Origin of the sequence: Runella sp., assembly GCF_965279615.1 — a bacterium.
GTDB lineage: Bacteria > Bacteroidota > Bacteroidia > Cytophagales > Spirosomataceae > Runella.
Genome location: NZ_OZ257252.1, coordinates 2,400,689 through 2,415,447, shown reverse-complemented (window position 1 = coordinate 2,415,447; position 14,759 = coordinate 2,400,689). Strand labels below are relative to the sequence as shown.

Here is a 14,759-nt window from a genome sequence, read left to right as displayed (position 1 = left end):
TGATTTATATCGGCAATGACGTTGTACTTTTTACCTCCGACATCACAAAGAAACTGCTTATGTGCGAAATCGCTTTGAGGGTAGCGAGTTTTTCCTGATAAAAAGTGTGATAACTTTCTACGTCAGTGGCAATGATTTTGATAAGATAATCAAACGTGCCCGAAACCACGCAACATTCCACCACTTCGGGCATTTGAAGCATAGCTTCGTTAAACTCCTGAAAGTTCTCTCGTTGCTGCTTATCGAGCGTCACGTTGCAGAAGACTGTAAGTCCTTTTCCCAGACGTTTCTTATTTAAGATCGTCACGTATTTTTCAATAACTCCTTCCCGTTCGAGTTTTTTGATGCGGTCGTGTACGGGAGTGATAGATAAATTGATCTCGGCTGCGATCTCTTTAATGGTCAGTTGCGCGTTCATTTGTAACAACTGCAAAATGCGGTGATCGGTTTCGTCCAAGTACATATAAATCAGTTGTTTTGTTCTCTTTTTTTGTTAACCATTCTTTCCGGCCGAATTTTTTTCGTTTCATAACCATTAAATAAGAGTAAAACAGAAAAAAACTATTTAATTACTTAAAAATAAGAAATATTTTCTTATTTTTAAGTAATTAACAGAAAATATTTTCCTTTAATGTAATTTTGTATCGTATTCCAATAAACACTTTAAGGCAATAAATCTCTTAACACATAGCTCATTAAGACAATGATCATCGGCGTACCAAAGGAAATCAAAAACAACGAGAATCGCGTGGCATTAACGCCCGCAGGAGCAGCAGAGTTTCGCAAAAACGGCCATACAGTGTATGTGCAGTCGACTGCCGGACAGGGAAGCGGTTTTGAGGATAATGAGTACGAAGCCGTGGGTGCCACAATTTTGGACACTATTGAAGAAGTGTATGCTATTGCAGAAATGATTGTGAAAGTGAAAGAGCCTATCGCTTCGGAATATGGCCTTATCAAAGAAAATCAATTGTTGTTTACTTACTTTCACTTTGCCTCATCGGAAGAACTGACCCACGCAATGCTGAAAAGCAACGCGGTGTGTTTGGCGTACGAAACGGTAGAAAAACCGGATCGTTCGTTGCCTTTATTGGTACCGATGTCGGAAGTGGCAGGACGCATGGCGATTCAGGAAGGAGCCAAATACTTAGAAAAGCCAATGGGCGGACGCGGTATTTTGCTGGGCGGAGTTGCGGGAGTTAAACCTGCTAATGTGTTGGTACTTGGAGGTGGAATCGTTGGTGCTCAGTCGGCCAAAATGGCGGCAGGTTTGGGAGCTAACGTAACGATTGTGGATATTAACCTGAACCGTTTGCGCTATCTGGAAGATATTCTTCCTGCCAACGTAGACACGGTCATGTCAAATGAATATAATATTCGTGATTTGGTAAAAACTGCCGACCTTATTGTTGGAGCGGTATTGATCCCCGGAGCAAAAGCGCCGCACTTAGTAACGCGCGACATGCTGAAATTGATGAAAAAAGGAACGGTATTGGTCGATGTGGCAGTGGATCAGGGAGGATGTATTGAAACCTGCAAGCCTACAACGCACGAAAATCCGATTTATGAAATAGATGGTATTGTGCATTATTGTGTTGCCAACATGCCGGGAGCCGTACCTTATACGTCTACCTTGGCATTAACCAACGCAACACTTCCTTATGCCCTTCAATTGGCTAACAAAGGTTGGCAAAAGGCGTGTGCTCAAAACGAAGATCTTAAAAAAGGCTTGAATGTAGTCAATGGTAAAGTAGTTTACAAAGCCGTTGCCGATGCATTTGGTCTTGAGTTTACCTCTTCAGCGGATGTTTTAGAGGAAGAACTGGTGGGTTAATTTTATTAATTGAGATTGATGGCGGAATGACCAAACATTATTGTTTGGTCATTTTTTTTATAACTTTTAATGCGGAAAAGAATGCCCTGCGTCCGAGATTAAATACCTTAAAATTTGTTTTTTTTAAGATTTTTTTTCACTTATTGATACTTTCAAAATAATATTTCTGTTATATATGATGGAGCATTTTTTTATTATTAATGCGTTATTTGCCCTCCTTAAATTTTAAATAAGTGCGAAATAAATAATTTTTTTATAAGAATTTATAAAAAAAAGTATAGTATTTCAATGGAAATGTTAACTTTGCATACCTTTTAGCAGGTTAAAAAAGTATTAAATTTTTGATAAAAAGTAGAAGAATATATATAAAATAAAAAAGACAGAAATACATAGCTTTATATGTTTAATTACGTCTTTTAAAAAGAATTTTTCATAACGTTGAGTAAAGTCAAAAAGCCGTGCGGACCTTCTGCATGGCTTTTTTGTGAATCTTCTGACTTATTGGGTCAAAATCAAAACCAGTCCGGATGCATTCCAATCGTAACATGATTATGACTTATTAATCGTTCGGCCAGCGAAATTGTCTTTACTACTTCGTATTCAAAGAAATAATTGGCAGTAGCCAATTTCCCCTGATAAAAATTACGCTCGTTTTCGGCATGTGTCTTACTAAGTGCCTTTTGTGCCTGAGTAGCTTGTTTTAACCATTGCCAACCAATTGTCACAATTCCGAAAAACTCTAAATAAAGTGTGGCATCGGCCAGCAATAATTCTTTATCACGTTGGGCAATAGCCAATAGGGAACCCGTGACTTTTTGGACTCGCTCCAAGGCAGCTTCCAACTGTAAGGCCAAGTTCGTTAAACCCTCTGACTGTTTAGCTTCTGCAATTGATCGTAGCATTTCTTCTGTCAGATAATTCAGCCCTTTGCCTCCGTGAAGAATCAATTTTCGCCCCAACAGATCCATACCGTGAATGCCCGTAGTACCTTCATGGATGGGATGAATGCGTGCCTCGCGATAGTATTGTTCTACCGGAAAGTCAGTCGTATAGCCTGCGCCGCCCAGGATCTGTACGGCAGCACTTGTGGTTTGGCAACACATTTCTGATGGGTATGATTTGGCAATGGGGGTTAGCAGATCTAACAGTAACTCAGCGCGTTGTTTGGTCTCACCTTCACTCACGTGTATCAGATCAGACCACAACCCACATTGCAACAGTAAAGAAAGTGCGCCTTCAACTACCGCTTTCTGAAATAACAGCATTCGTTTTACATCGGCATGATGAATGATGAGCGTTTGGGGTTGCGCCGGATCTTTAGCCGTAATAAGCCGTCCCTGCGGGCGTTCTTTGGCATATGAAAGTGAAGCATAATACGCGGCGGTGCCAATGGCAGTTGCATTCATGCCTACACCAACGCGGGCTTCATTCATCATTTGAAACATATAATTGAGCCCTTTGTGTGGCTCCCCAACCAAATACCCCAGGCAATCGTCATTGGAGCCAAACATTAAGTGAGCAATGGGCGCGCCTTTGTAGCCCATTTTGTGGTACACCCCTGCCGTAATAACTCCATTTTCCGTTAGTCCGGCGCTTGTTGGGCGTTTTTGAGGAACAACAAACAACGAAATTCCTTTGGTGCCTGCGGGCCCTCCTTTGATTTTGGCTAATAAAAGATGAACCACGTTTTCGCAGGCATCATGATCGCCGCAGGATATAAAGATTTTTTGCCCGTTAATTTTATATACTCCTGCTTCCTGCGTGGGTTCGGCAGAAGTGCTGATGTCAGAAAGCGAACTGCCGGCATTGGGTTCGGTGAGTGCCATTGTGCCTTGCCAACGTCCGCTGTACATGAGCGGAGTGTAACGTTCAATAAGTTCTTTTGAGCCAAAACTGCGAATTAAATTGGCCGCTCCCGTAGTCAAAAAAGGGTATACGCTCGCAGAATAATTGGCAGCCTGAAAAATAAATGCCGCCGCATTTTGAACTGTAACAGGCAATTGTTGACCACCTTCCTCATAGCTGAAAGTGGCATTGATCCAGCCATCTTCTCCAAATCGTTTTGTAACCTCTTTCATTCCTTCATAAACACGAATTTTGCCTTCTATCAGTTGTGGCTCTTTACGATCCATTACGGTTAAGAGCGGACGGAGCATTTTGTCGGCAATTTGTTCAGCGGCGTCCAAGACCATGTCAAATGACTCGCGATCATGGTCTTGAAAAAAAGGATAACGCGTCAATTGCTCGACGTTGAGCAGTTCGTATAAATTGAAATGAAGATCGCGTTTTGAGAAAAAAGAAGGCATTTTCGTAGATGTTAAAGACATAGAGCCGCAAAATTTTGCTTTTGCGGCTCTACAGGTTAATGGAAGATAAGATTATTTCACTTCATCGCGTAAAGCGCGGCGGAGTATTTTTCCCACGTTGGTTTTAGGAAGCTCTTTTCTGAATTCAATGTGTTTGGGGCACTTGTAAGCAGTCAGATTCTGACGACAGAACGCGATGATTTGCTCCTTTGTAAGGTTTTCATCTTTTTTGACCACGAATATTTTGACGGCTTCGCTGGTTTTCTCATCCGGCACGCCGACACACGCTACCTCCAATACGCCCGGGCATTGGGCTACTACATCTTCCACTTCGTTGGGATAAACATTGAAGCCGGAAACCAGCACCATATCTTTTTTGCGGTCAACGATTTTGAAGTAACCGTCGGCATCCATCATACCGATATCGCCGGTTTTGAACCATTGGCGACCGTCGATTGGGTCGGTGTACATTACTTTAGCCGTTTCGTCGGCTCGGTTATAATATCCCGGCATTACCTGAGGGCCAAAAGCACAGATTTCTCCCGATTCTCCTATATCCGCCCAGGTATCATCTTCCCGCAAAATACGCATTTCCGTACTTGGAAAAGGAATACCGATCGTTCCGATTTTATTCATCTTGTCATTCAGCGGATTGGCAGACAAAACGGGAGAGGTTTCTGACAGGCCATAGCCTTCGGTGGGTAAATTGCCCGTTAATTTATACCAACGCTCTGCTACCACCTTTTGCAATGCCATACCGCCGGCCGACGTGATTTTTAATTGACTGAAATCGATCTCCCCAAATTTCGGGTGATTCATTAACCCGTTGTAGAGCGTATTTAAGCCGGTAAAGACGGTCACTTTGTATTTTTTCAACTCCTTGATAAATGCCTCCATATCGCGCGGATTGGTGATAAGGAGATTCATTCCACCGTTTTTAAGGGCGGAAAGGGCATTACAGGTCAAAGCATACACGTGGTACAACGGCAAGGCCGCCACAATGACATTAGGCTGATTTTCAGGAAGATTATCAAGCACTGAGCCCAGATAGACGCAGTTGGCTTCTACGTTGGCTATAATATTGCGATGGGTAAGCATGGCACCTTTTGAAACCCCGGTTGTTCCGCCCGTATATTGGATAAAAGCCAGATCCAAATGATCCAAAGCAGGCTTGCTGTACGACTTTAACGCGCCCTGCTTTACAGCATCTGTGAATGACACGGCTTGCGGAAGATTATACGCGGGAACCATTTTCTTGACATTCTTCACCACGAAATTCACGATCTGCTTTTTGGGAAACCCAAGCATATCGCCGATCTGTGTCACAAAAACATGCTGTATTTGAGTAGCGGGAAGCACTTTTTCGAGTTTATCAGCAAAGTTGGCTAAAATCACAATGGCTTTTGCCCCCGAATCCTTGAATTGATGCTCCATTTCACGGGGAGTATAAAGCGGATTGGTATTAACAATGGTAAGCCCCGCCCGTAAAGCGCCAAACATTGCTACCGGATATTGAAGAACGTTGGGCATTTGAATCGCAATCCGGTCGCCTTTTTTAAGGCCGACGCTCTGCAAATACGCCGCAAAATCGTGTGACATTTTATCAAGTTGTCCGTACGTAATGTGCTTACCCATACAGGCATAGGCAGCATTTGAAGCATATTTAGTAAACCCTTCTTCCATCATATCCAGAAGGGAAGAATAGACAGCGGGGTCGATTTCATAGGGCATTCCCGGCGGGTAAAACTTCAGCCATGGAAAAGAATCAATAGTGACAGTCATCGGGTTTTAGGTTGATGTTTAGAAAAAATTGTACACTGCAAAGATACTAACGAAGAACTACACCCTAAGATTTCAGGTTATTTTTCGCAAATAAAATTCATATCCCTAATTCTTTTTGATCAATATCGAAAGATTTGGCCGAATCTTTCATGATTTCGATCACTTCACGGTAGCTAAAGAGCCGCCCGTTCAGGTAATCCTGCTCTTCGGGAAAAGCATAGATTTTCTTTCCTTCCAAATCGCGAATGTTTTCGTGCATAGAGATAATGACGTCGTGAAAGAATTCTGTAAATTGGGAAGAGGTCATCAGAGGAGACAGCTAAGATTTTTAAAATAAAGCCTAAAAGTTAAGGATTATTTGCGTTGCCGGTGTAGTTAAACCCGGATTCCTGATTCATCGTTAATTCTTAGCTCTGCGCTCGCAAGGATAATAACTGCATACAAAAACCTCCGTTTAATAGGGTATATAAATTATACTTTAAAAGTACTTTTTTGGACTGTTCGATACGTCTAAAAAAAACTTTCCGGCAATTAAAGTAATTTATGAGGTCGTACGTCTACATTGGTGAGCATTTACCATTGACGTTGGCAACACAAAAAAACAATATCGTACAAACCATCAAAAAGTACAGCAAGCAGTTGTTTGGCTTTATTCGTCAGCGTGTGAGCAATGACGAAGATGCCGAAGACATTTTGCAGGATGTATGGTATCAGTTGAGTACGCAGCCCGAAGTGGAAGCCATTGAACAAGTGGGAAGTTGGTTGTATCGAGTGGCCCGAAATCGTATTGTGGACGGTTACCGAAAGCAACGCCCCGAGCGACTGGAAGATTATGGTTATGAAGATGACGAAGGAGATGTCTATTTCAAAGATCTTTTACTCGCCGACGACGGTACGCCCGAAACGGAATATTTAAGAGAGATATTTTGGCAACAATTATTTGAAGCACTCGACGAACTTCCCGAAAATCAACGGCAGGTATTTATTTGGAATGAATTGGAAGATGAAACATTTCAACAGATTTCGGATCGTACAGGCGAAAATATCAAAACATTGATTTCGCGTAAACGTTATGCCGTGCAACACCTGCGTCAACGTCTCGAAAGCTTGTATCAGGATTTGGTGGATGGATAAGAGAATCACATGTAGCTGAAAAAATGATGAATTTGATTATTTATTAAATAGATAAGAATATGAACAGACCACATAAGTATAGACTCCGCTTTTTGCTCTTCCCCTTTTTTGCAGCAGCGGCTCTGGTGTTGGGGTGGGTTGTCAAATGGCTCTGGAACACTATATTACCGCCTTTATTGGGTGTAGGAATCATTTCCTTTTGGCAAGCGGTGGGTTTGCTTATCTTATGCCGTATTCTATTTGGAAATTTTGGACGCGGTTCGATGGGTGGAAATCCAAGATGGAAGCAGGAAGATCATTTTCAGGCAAGAGCGCAGTGGCGACAAAAATGGACAAATATGACAGACGAAGAACGAGCCAAATTCAAAGAAGAATGGAAAAAACGATGCAGAAGGTAGGGACACGATGTTCATATAAATCTTGATAGACCTTTGTAGGGGCAGGCTTTACGTCTGCCCTTTTTGCGTTTGTATTTGTGTTGAGGATTTCGCGGTTGTCGGGCGGAGGTAAACCCCGCCCCTACGTTTTGAAAAAAAATGAAAAATTTTCAAAATTCTTTAAAGTAATTTTTGATCTCATCCGTCATCCTTCCTGTACAGCAACTTGTACATTTTTCTAACGAACCATTTAAACACATTACAGCTATGTTTACGCAAATTTTGAAAGTTATCGGAGCAGGATTTTTAGGCGGACTGTTTCTTTTTATTCTTCCTTTTTTATTATTGAAGGCATTTTTGTTTTTCCTATTTGCAGGATTACTCTTTCGCTTGTTTGCAGGGCGTCGTCGCAGGTATTGGAGACATTACCAAGCTCAGTTTTCGCCTTACGAGGATGTAACGTCTCAGTACCGTAAAGAAGGCTTGAAAGATGAATTTCAACGCCCGTCCATCAAAATCTAATTAACCCCTACCATTTAGTAAATCAACATGAACCGAAGAACCAAATGGATCTTGGGCGTGACAGTTGCGCTCATTACCGCCGCAAGTTTACGCATTACCGTCGGACATCATCATTGGGGACACCATCGTCATCCTCAGGGGCAAGGCCACGAAAAATGCGAAAGCCGCTGGCATAAACAAGGCGAATGGGGCAAAGAAAAGCCTCAGGCCGAACCTAAAACAAATCAGTAACCAAACAAACTTATTACATTATGCATCATCATGGAAGATGCGGCTACGGAGATCCCGGTATGGGGTACGGCCGCTATGGAAAACGATTCGGAAGGCACTTTGGCGGAGGACAATTTCGCGTACCCGTCAACGTCTTGAAAACCGACAGCAGCTACGAACTTTTCGTCATTGCGCCGGATCGCGCCAAAGAAGATTTTAAGATCAGCCTGAAAGGCAATGAATTGACGATTTCGTATCAGGTAAAAGAAGAAACGGAAGAAAATAAGAACTGGATCCGCAATGAATTTCGCAAAGCCTCTTTTGAACGCAGTTTCTTTATCGACGAAACAATTGACTCTGCCGGAATTAAAGCCGAATATCAAAACGGGATTTTGCAGGTAACGCTGCCCATCATTCCGGGCTCAGAACAGCCGGCACAGGAAATTTTTGTGGCTTAGTATGCGGGTCACGCAGAGGCGCAAAGATGCAAAGGGAATAAATCTCTGCATTTTTGCGCCTTTGCGTGATTAAACAGTAATTCTTCGCTTTCTCCCCAATACCTGCCAAGTGCCGGCAATGGCCTGATTTTCCACTACATATGCTTCGTCATACAGATTGACCGTAGGGCAAACATGGTAAGGAACCCCGTACAATACATCGCCTACTTGGATGCTTTCCCAATCTTGAACTTTTAGTACACCGTGTTCTTCGCTTTGACCGATGAGCTCATAGTTTTCGAGATTCAGAAAACGAATGCGTTTATCAATGGGATTTTCGGCCGCTACGGCTTTATGGCCCATGTCAATGGTAACGATTCCTTTTTGCGGCTTGGAAATAACACGCGTCAATACCAGAGCTGCGTATTCAAAAGGTTGTTCGGGAAGTTTATCTCCATACCCCCAATCCCATAAAACGCACGTTCCGGGGCTGCAATAGATTTCGTTATGCAACGCATGCGCGGTGAACGTGGGTGTGCCGCCGGCTACAATAATAGGGGTGGGTAGGCCTGCTTCCCGGATGGATTCCACAAAATGCTGAACATCCACAAAACCCTCCTCCACTTCGTGTTTGCGGGTTTCAAAATCAGGCGTTCTCAAATGCCCGTCGTAGACATGCAATCCATGACATTTTAGGTTTGGCAATTCGTGAAGGTATTTATAGAGATCAAGAATAGTATCGTCGAGTGGGTGACCGGAGCGATCCATGCCGTTGTTTACGTCCAGAAAAACGTTGCCGGTAAGTCCATGATTTCCAAATATTTCATTGTGGTCGTTAGCAACGGCTTCAGTGTCAATGAGTGATGCAAAAAGCACGTCGGGGTATTTTTGACACAAAGCCACAAGTCGCTCAATTTTCGGACCTACCAGCTGGTGGGCAATGATAAGATGTTTGGCGCCGGCAATAGCCGCCATTTCAGCCTCGGCAATGGTTGCGCATTTAAATTTGGAAATGCCCGCTTCCAACATCATCTTCACTATTTCGGGCATTTTGTTGGTTTTTACGTGCGTATAGAGCCGCTCGGCCCCTCCTGCAATAGCAATCATTTTAAGAATATTCTGCTGAACGCGTTCTTTATAGATCAACAATGAAGGAGAGTCGGCATGGGACCCATTTTGAAGTTTATACCAAGGAGTTGAGGCCATACAATGAAGAAATTAATCGGTTTGGGAGTTCAAAAAATGAACCGCAAAGGTAAGCTCTTAAAACTGTTTTCCCCACTTCACTTTGCGGGCAAAATCTTCTAAGGTATCTGTGCCGCGAATGTCGATCCGTTGAATTTCGTAGGGATTCGAAAGTGGAAAACGATTGATTCGATTTCCAATACGGAATGCAAATCGGATTCCCAGCGCAGCCATCGCCTGTTGCATTTCCCGCTTGAACGTTTTGTCTTTGGGGCGCCCGCCGTAGGGGTAGGCGAAGGCAGGAATAAAAGATAAATTATTCTCGTTGAAAAATTGGATATTTTGGCGCAGATCTTCTTCAATTTCGACAACGCTTAATTTTCCGTAATGCCGGTGAGTGTGCGAATGCAGGCCCAGTTCAAATACATCGGTATCAAGTTGTTGAAGTTGCTCCGGTGACAAAAGAGGCTCAGCCGCTATATCCCATTGACTGGTTTGACCGGCATATCCCGAAGGCACAAACAAGGTAGCTTTGGCCTTATGTTCTTTCAGAACAGGATATGCATATTCCAGATTATTCACGTAGGCATCATCAAAAGTGATCAGAACGCCCTTTCCGGTAGAAAGTGAGACATCGGATAAGTTTCGGACACTGATAAACTCATAGCCTTGTTTTTGCAGATGCTCCAGTTGTTGACCCAATTGTTCGGTCGTGACGGTCAACATATCCCGGCGCGAAGGATCTACCTTATGGTACATCAAAATACGTACTCTATTTCCTGACTTACGAAGCTGTAAGAAAGCCACTCCCACAAATACTACCAACACAACGATGACCAGCAACATAAATCTCTATACGTACCAATAGTAAAAAAAAAAGAATTTATCTGACGAACGCCTTGAAAATCTTTGAGTTGCGAAATAGAAAATTGCAATATTGTTGCTAAATTCAAAAAGGGTAGTTACGTGCACATCAAAGAGTCCATCAAAGTTAATAAATTTGTTACGTCTTAATATGAAAGAGAGTTAAGTATTAATGAATAATTTATTTTTTCTATAAACATTTTTAAAAGCCTTGTTCTATGTCAAATTTATTAGATGCTTCTGAAGAGCCGTTATTGGTTGAAGACCCCCACCGTTTTGTGCTTTTTCCGATCAAGCACCACGACATTTGGCAATTTTATAAAAATCACGAAGCGGCCTTTTGGACAGCGGAAGAGATTGACCTTGCTTCTGATATGCAGGATTGGGAGAAGTTAAATGATGGCGAACGTCACTTCATTTCGCACGTTTTGGCTTTCTTTGCGGCGTCAGACGGAATTGTAAATGAAAATTTGGCCGTTAATTTTCTAAAAGAAGTACAGTATGCAGAAGCAAAGTGTTTCTATGGCTTTCAGATCGCCATGGAAAATATTCACTCTGAGACCTATTCTTTGTTGATAGACACCTATATCAAAGACCCTACAGAGAAAGATAGAATGTTGCGGGCCATCGAAACCATCCCCTGCGTGCAGAAAAAAGCCGAATGGGCAATGCGTTGGATCGGTAACGGTACTTTTGCCGAGCGGCTTATTGCTTTTGCGGCGGTTGAAGGGATTTTCTTCTCGGGTTCTTTCTGCTCTATTTTTTGGTTGAAAAAACGTGGTTTGATGAAAGGGCTTTCGTTCTCCAATGAACTTATCTCGCGCGACGAAGGCTTACACCGTGATTTTGCCTGTTTGCTTTATACTGACCACATTGTCAATAAATTACCTGAGGAAACGGTTTACAATTTGATTAAAGATGCGGTAGCCATTGAGCAGGAATTTGTGTCCGAGTCTTTGCCGGTATCTTTGATCGGAATGAATTCAAAATTGATGAATGAGTACATAGAGTTCGTGGCTGACCATTTATTAGTATCATTGGGCTTACAAAAAGTGTACAATGCCGTCAATCCGTTTGACTTTATGGATATGATCTCACTTCAGGGCAAAACCAACTTCTTTGAGAAGAAAGTAGGGGAGTACCAGAAAGCTGGCGTGAAGAACTCAAGCAAAGAAAGAGAAGTACAACAACTTAGCTTTGACGCTGATTTTTAGGTTGTTTGCTGTGTACACGATGAATAGAATAGAAAAGGGAGCCTTAAGCTCCCTTTTCTATTCTATGATTTAACTTGATTCTGCTTTTTCGCTTCTATTCCCGATAACCCAGCGCTTTGTTCATTTGCTTAACAATTAATTCAAAATCTTCGGGATTGCTTTCAAAATCAAGATTATTGACATTAATGGTCAATAACGTTCCGTCCAAATAGCTGTGCGCGAAGTTCTCGTATAGATCATTCAAATTCAATAAATATTCATCAGAGATACTTTGCTCAAAATCGCGCCCCCGTTTTTGAATTTGACTGCGGAGTTTTGGCAGATCGGCCTGAAGATATACGATCAAATCAGGCGCTTTGATGGCATTCATCATGGTTTCGTACAGCATCAGGTAATTTTGGTAGTCGCGTTCTTCCATCAACTTGGAATCGGCCAGGTTTTTGGCAAAAATAAACGCATCCTCATAGATCGTACGGTCTTGAATAACCGTCTGATAGTGCATGGAGCGAATTTTTTGGGCTTGTGAAAAGCGGCTGTTGAGAAAGAAAACCTGCAGGTTGAACGACCAACGAGCCATATCTTCGTAAAAATCGGATAAATAAGGATTGCCTTCTACAGCTTCATACAATACTCCCCACTTGTAATGTTCGGATAGTTTGCGCGCAAGTGTGGTCTTGCCCGCACCGATGTTTCCGGTAATAGCAATATGCATTGAGGTAAAAATTAACCGTTAGTAGTGATTGGTTTTGAGATTATAAAATAACATTACGACCTATAAACATACAAAAAGTCTGCGAAGATAAAGAGATTTTAGCCTTTTTCTCCCTGATATGACCACGGTCAATTATTGAGTGGCGATAAATTCGTATTTTTGCAGAAAACTTATCCGGTCAATTTTTCTTTTAACTGATTGACAAAGAGCAAAGCGGCTTGCCGCTGATGTAACGAACAACCGATTTTTTGTGATGAAACCTTATAGTGTTCTCTTGTATTATCAATACGTGTCCATTGAAGATACCGAAGCGTATCGCGATGCCCAACACGAGTTTTGTGTTAACAATAATTTACTTGGCCGCATTATCATTGCCCCCGAAGGCCTTAACGGTACCGTTTCGGGATTAACGGAAGATTGTGCCGCTTACATGAAGTGGGTGAAAGAAGACCCACGTTTTGCCACGATTGATTTTAAAGAAGAAAAGCACGAAACGCATGCCTTTCAAAAGCTGCATGTGCGCCTGAAAGAAGAGATTGTCAATTCTGATTTGCCTGTTGATCCACTCAAACAAACGGGTGTTCATTTGGAACCTGCCGAATTTAAGCAAATGCTTCAAAAAGATCCTGATTTGGTGGTGATCGATATGCGTTCCAACTATGAACACAGCGTGGGAAAATTCAAGGATGCCATTACGTTTGACATGGAAAACCTGCGCGAACTCCCTGACCATATCAAAGAAATTGAGCACCTCAAAGGACAAGGGAAGAAAATCGTAACCTACTGCACAGGTGGTATCAAATGCGAAAAAGCCAGTGCGTACCTGCTCGATCAGGGTTTTGACAACGTCTATCAACTTCACGGCGGTATTATAAAATACGGTTTGGAAGAAGGTGGCGAAGATTTTGAAGGTAAATGCTACGTATTCGACAATCGTCTGACGGTGGATGTCAATCAGGTAAATCCTAAAGTGATTTCCAAATGCTACGTATGCGGCACCGCTTCTGACCGCATGGTCAACTGTGCCAATAACGATTGCAATATTCACGTACCGATGTGTGAAGAATGCGGTTGGAAAATGGAGGGCGCCTGCTCTGAAGAATGTAAATGCAGTCCGAACAAACGCGTTTACAACGGTACGGGCTATTATCCCAAAAAGAGCGACCATTATACGCCGTTGCAGGGTTTGAAAAGCTTCAAAAAGTCAATGAAGAAGGAAGAAGCGTAGTCACGCAAAGACGCAGAGGAGCAAAGAAAAACTGCGCGGCTCTGCGTGATTAAACAAAACCAGAACCGTGGTCTGTGTCTCCACAGACCTACCCGATACAATTTTGCCTATTTGCCGGTTAACAAACATTTACACGTAGTGGTCTGTGGAGACACAGACCACGGTGTAGGAGGTAAGACGACCAAGATGCAACCTCATCTGAAGAATCGACCGGTTCAGAAACGTGAGGCGTAATGTGTCAAAAAGCCAAACTCGTCTTGGCCGGTTTCATAAAATTTAGCCGAAGACCAGGGGTAATTCTCGGGAGATTCAGCCAGATTCCATCGTTCCTGTAATGGATTGCGATGAACATAATCAATCTTTTGTTCCACTTTCCATTTCGTATCCATCAATACAGCCAAAGGGTCGCGTTGCCAAATTCGATAAGCTCGTTCCGGATCATCTACTTTAAAATAAGGCAATACAGCCGGATGATATACTTTCAAATCAGCAAGAATGACATGACTTGTGTATTTATTAAAACTTGCGTTGGGCATTTCCTTGCCGTTAGGCTCTTTTAGTTCCCAAACTACATGTAAATGATTGGGCATAATAACAAATCCATATACCTCAATTTTTTGTCTTTTGACCAACTCCTGCCATGATGAAATAATAATTTCTTTGTACTTATCCTTCTTCAATAAGTGTTTCCGATCTTTGATGGTATCTGTCCAAAAATAAACCTCATCAACGTTCATTCTTGAATTACGGTATTGGCTCTCTTGATGTATACGGTGCATAAACCATTATTGTTTTTTGGTTTAGACGTGGGTAGGACTAAAGAGATACAATCTTTGATCAGATATTGGCAGGTCAGGTCTGTGGGGACACAGACCACGGCGTAGGCTTATAAAGATACAATTTCTCATTTAGACACCGGTAGGTCTGTGAAGACACAGACCACGGGTTTGGAAG

16 protein-coding genes are annotated in these 14,759 nt (G+C 42.4%); 8 read left to right on the top strand and 8 right to left on the bottom strand.

Annotated features, from left to right (window positions below; translation table 11 throughout):
* Positions 1-4 precede the first annotated feature (4 nt).
* Positions 5-463, bottom strand: coding sequence for an Lrp/AsnC family transcriptional regulator (locus ACQY73_RS10550; RefSeq protein ID WP_428665266.1), 459 nt, complete (start codon positions 461-463; stop codon positions 5-7).
* A 240-nt stretch (positions 464-703) separates the two neighbouring features.
* Here ACQY73_RS10550 and ald point away from each other — a divergent pair, with 240 nt between their 5' ends.
* On the top strand, positions 704-1,834 hold the full coding sequence (ald, locus tag ACQY73_RS10545; RefSeq protein WP_428665263.1) for an alanine dehydrogenase: 1,131 nt from the start codon (positions 704-706) through the stop codon (positions 1,832-1,834).
* A gap of 512 nt (positions 1,835-2,346) precedes the next feature.
* Here the strand turns inward: ald and ACQY73_RS10540 are convergent.
* From ACQY73_RS10540 to ACQY73_RS10530, 3 genes are all read right to left on the bottom strand, one after another.
* Entirely contained in the window at positions 2,347-4,161 is a 1,815-nt protein-coding gene (locus ACQY73_RS10540) for an acyl-CoA dehydrogenase (protein WP_428665260.1), read from the bottom strand.
* A 51-nt stretch (positions 4,162-4,212) separates the two neighbouring features.
* Positions 4,213-5,922 (bottom strand): AMP-binding protein, encoded by a 1,710-nt coding sequence (locus ACQY73_RS10535; protein ID WP_428665257.1) that lies wholly within the window; start codon positions 5,920-5,922, stop codon positions 4,213-4,215.
* A gap of 97 nt (positions 5,923-6,019) precedes the next feature.
* The gene (locus tag ACQY73_RS10530) at positions 6,020-6,229 is read right to left on the bottom strand and encodes a hypothetical protein (RefSeq protein WP_428665254.1); all 210 of its coding nucleotides are present in this window, start codon (positions 6,227-6,229) and stop codon (positions 6,020-6,022) included.
* A 236-nt stretch (positions 6,230-6,465) separates the two neighbouring features.
* Here ACQY73_RS10530 and ACQY73_RS10525 point away from each other — a divergent pair, with 236 nt between their 5' ends.
* The 5 genes from ACQY73_RS10525 (at position 6,466) to ACQY73_RS10505 (ending at position 8,623) form a co-directional block, all read left to right on the top strand.
* The gene (locus ACQY73_RS10525) at positions 6,466-7,056 is read left to right on the top strand and encodes an RNA polymerase sigma factor (RefSeq protein ID WP_428665252.1); all 591 of its coding nucleotides are present in this window, start codon (positions 6,466-6,468) and stop codon (positions 7,054-7,056) included.
* Between the two features lie 59 nt (positions 7,057-7,115).
* Entirely contained in the window at positions 7,116-7,454 is a 339-nt protein-coding gene (locus ACQY73_RS10520; RefSeq protein ID WP_428665249.1) for a hypothetical protein, read from the top strand.
* A gap of 246 nt (positions 7,455-7,700) precedes the next feature.
* A complete protein-coding gene (locus ACQY73_RS10515) occupies positions 7,701-7,955 on the top strand; it encodes a hypothetical protein (protein ID WP_428665246.1) in 255 nt (84 codons plus the stop codon).
* A gap of 27 nt (positions 7,956-7,982) precedes the next feature.
* A complete protein-coding gene (locus ACQY73_RS10510) occupies positions 7,983-8,186 on the top strand; it encodes a hypothetical protein (RefSeq protein WP_428665243.1) in 204 nt (67 codons plus the stop codon).
* 20 nt (positions 8,187-8,206) lie between these two features.
* A complete protein-coding gene (locus tag ACQY73_RS10505) occupies positions 8,207-8,623 on the top strand; it encodes an Hsp20/alpha crystallin family protein (protein WP_428665240.1) in 417 nt (138 codons plus the stop codon).
* Between the two features lie 69 nt (positions 8,624-8,692).
* On the opposite strand, the gene ACQY73_RS10500 is transcribed toward ACQY73_RS10505, so the two are convergent.
* Both ACQY73_RS10500 and ACQY73_RS10495 read right to left on the bottom strand, forming a co-directional pair.
* Positions 8,693-9,808, bottom strand: coding sequence for a D-TA family PLP-dependent enzyme (locus ACQY73_RS10500; protein WP_428665236.1), 1,116 nt, complete (start codon positions 9,806-9,808; stop codon positions 8,693-8,695).
* 57 nt (positions 9,809-9,865) lie between these two features.
* Positions 9,866-10,633 carry a polysaccharide deacetylase family protein gene (locus ACQY73_RS10495; RefSeq protein ID WP_428665233.1) on the bottom strand — a complete coding sequence of 256 codons (768 nt, stop codon included), beginning with the start codon at positions 10,631-10,633 and terminating at the stop codon, positions 9,866-9,868.
* A 236-nt stretch (positions 10,634-10,869) separates the two neighbouring features.
* Here ACQY73_RS10495 and ACQY73_RS10490 point away from each other — a divergent pair, with 236 nt between their 5' ends.
* Positions 10,870-11,865, top strand: coding sequence for a ribonucleotide-diphosphate reductase subunit beta (locus ACQY73_RS10490; RefSeq protein ID WP_428665230.1), 996 nt, complete (start codon positions 10,870-10,872; stop codon positions 11,863-11,865).
* 94 nt (positions 11,866-11,959) lie between these two features.
* Here the strand turns inward: ACQY73_RS10490 and ACQY73_RS10485 are convergent, their stop codons facing one another.
* Positions 11,960-12,577: a deoxynucleoside kinase gene (locus tag ACQY73_RS10485; RefSeq protein ID WP_428665227.1), complete on the bottom strand. Its 618-nt coding sequence runs from the start codon at positions 12,575-12,577 to the stop codon at positions 11,960-11,962.
* A 253-nt stretch (positions 12,578-12,830) separates the two neighbouring features.
* Between ACQY73_RS10485 and ACQY73_RS10480 the strand changes: the two genes are divergently transcribed.
* Positions 12,831-13,805 carry a rhodanese-related sulfurtransferase gene (locus ACQY73_RS10480; protein WP_428665224.1) on the top strand — a complete coding sequence of 325 codons (975 nt, stop codon included), beginning with the start codon at positions 12,831-12,833 and terminating at the stop codon, positions 13,803-13,805.
* 215 nt (positions 13,806-14,020) lie between these two features.
* On the opposite strand, the gene ACQY73_RS10475 is transcribed toward ACQY73_RS10480, so the two are convergent.
* The gene (locus ACQY73_RS10475; RefSeq protein ID WP_428665221.1) at positions 14,021-14,584 is read right to left on the bottom strand and encodes a transposase; all 564 of its coding nucleotides are present in this window, start codon (positions 14,582-14,584) and stop codon (positions 14,021-14,023) included.
* Positions 14,585-14,759 lie beyond the last annotated feature (175 nt).

Excerpts from the sequence above, each read along its gene's own strand:
- ACQY73_RS10550 (WP_428665266.1), bottom strand. The coding sequence starts at position 463 with ATGTACTTGGACGAAACCGATCACCGCATTTTGCAGTTGTTACAAATG.
- ald (WP_428665263.1), top strand. The coding sequence starts at position 704 with ATGATCATCGGCGTACCAAAGGAAATCAAAAACAACGAGAATCGCGTG.
- ACQY73_RS10540 (WP_428665260.1), bottom strand. The coding sequence starts at position 4,161 with ATGTCTTTAACATCTACGAAAATGCCTTCTTTTTTCTCAAAACGCGAT.
- ACQY73_RS10535 (WP_428665257.1), bottom strand. The coding sequence starts at position 5,922 with ATGACTGTCACTATTGATTCTTTTCCATGGCTGAAGTTTTACCCGCCG.
- ACQY73_RS10530 (WP_428665254.1), bottom strand. The coding sequence starts at position 6,229 with ATGACCTCTTCCCAATTTACAGAATTCTTTCACGACGTCATTATCTCT.
- ACQY73_RS10525 (WP_428665252.1), top strand. The coding sequence starts at position 6,466 with ATGAGGTCGTACGTCTACATTGGTGAGCATTTACCATTGACGTTGGCA.
- ACQY73_RS10520 (WP_428665249.1), top strand. The coding sequence starts at position 7,116 with ATGAACAGACCACATAAGTATAGACTCCGCTTTTTGCTCTTCCCCTTT.
- ACQY73_RS10515 (WP_428665246.1), top strand. The coding sequence starts at position 7,701 with ATGTTTACGCAAATTTTGAAAGTTATCGGAGCAGGATTTTTAGGCGGA.
- ACQY73_RS10510 (WP_428665243.1), top strand. The coding sequence starts at position 7,983 with ATGAACCGAAGAACCAAATGGATCTTGGGCGTGACAGTTGCGCTCATT.
- ACQY73_RS10505 (WP_428665240.1), top strand. The coding sequence starts at position 8,207 with ATGCATCATCATGGAAGATGCGGCTACGGAGATCCCGGTATGGGGTAC.
- ACQY73_RS10500 (WP_428665236.1), bottom strand. The coding sequence starts at position 9,808 with ATGGCCTCAACTCCTTGGTATAAACTTCAAAATGGGTCCCATGCCGAC.
- ACQY73_RS10495 (WP_428665233.1), bottom strand. The coding sequence starts at position 10,633 with ATGTTGCTGGTCATCGTTGTGTTGGTAGTATTTGTGGGAGTGGCTTTC.
- ACQY73_RS10490 (WP_428665230.1), top strand. The coding sequence starts at position 10,870 with ATGTCAAATTTATTAGATGCTTCTGAAGAGCCGTTATTGGTTGAAGAC.
- ACQY73_RS10485 (WP_428665227.1), bottom strand. The coding sequence starts at position 12,577 with ATGCATATTGCTATTACCGGAAACATCGGTGCGGGCAAGACCACACTT.
- ACQY73_RS10480 (WP_428665224.1), top strand. The coding sequence starts at position 12,831 with ATGAAACCTTATAGTGTTCTCTTGTATTATCAATACGTGTCCATTGAA.
- ACQY73_RS10475 (WP_428665221.1), bottom strand. The coding sequence starts at position 14,584 with ATGCACCGTATACATCAAGAGAGCCAATACCGTAATTCAAGAATGAAC.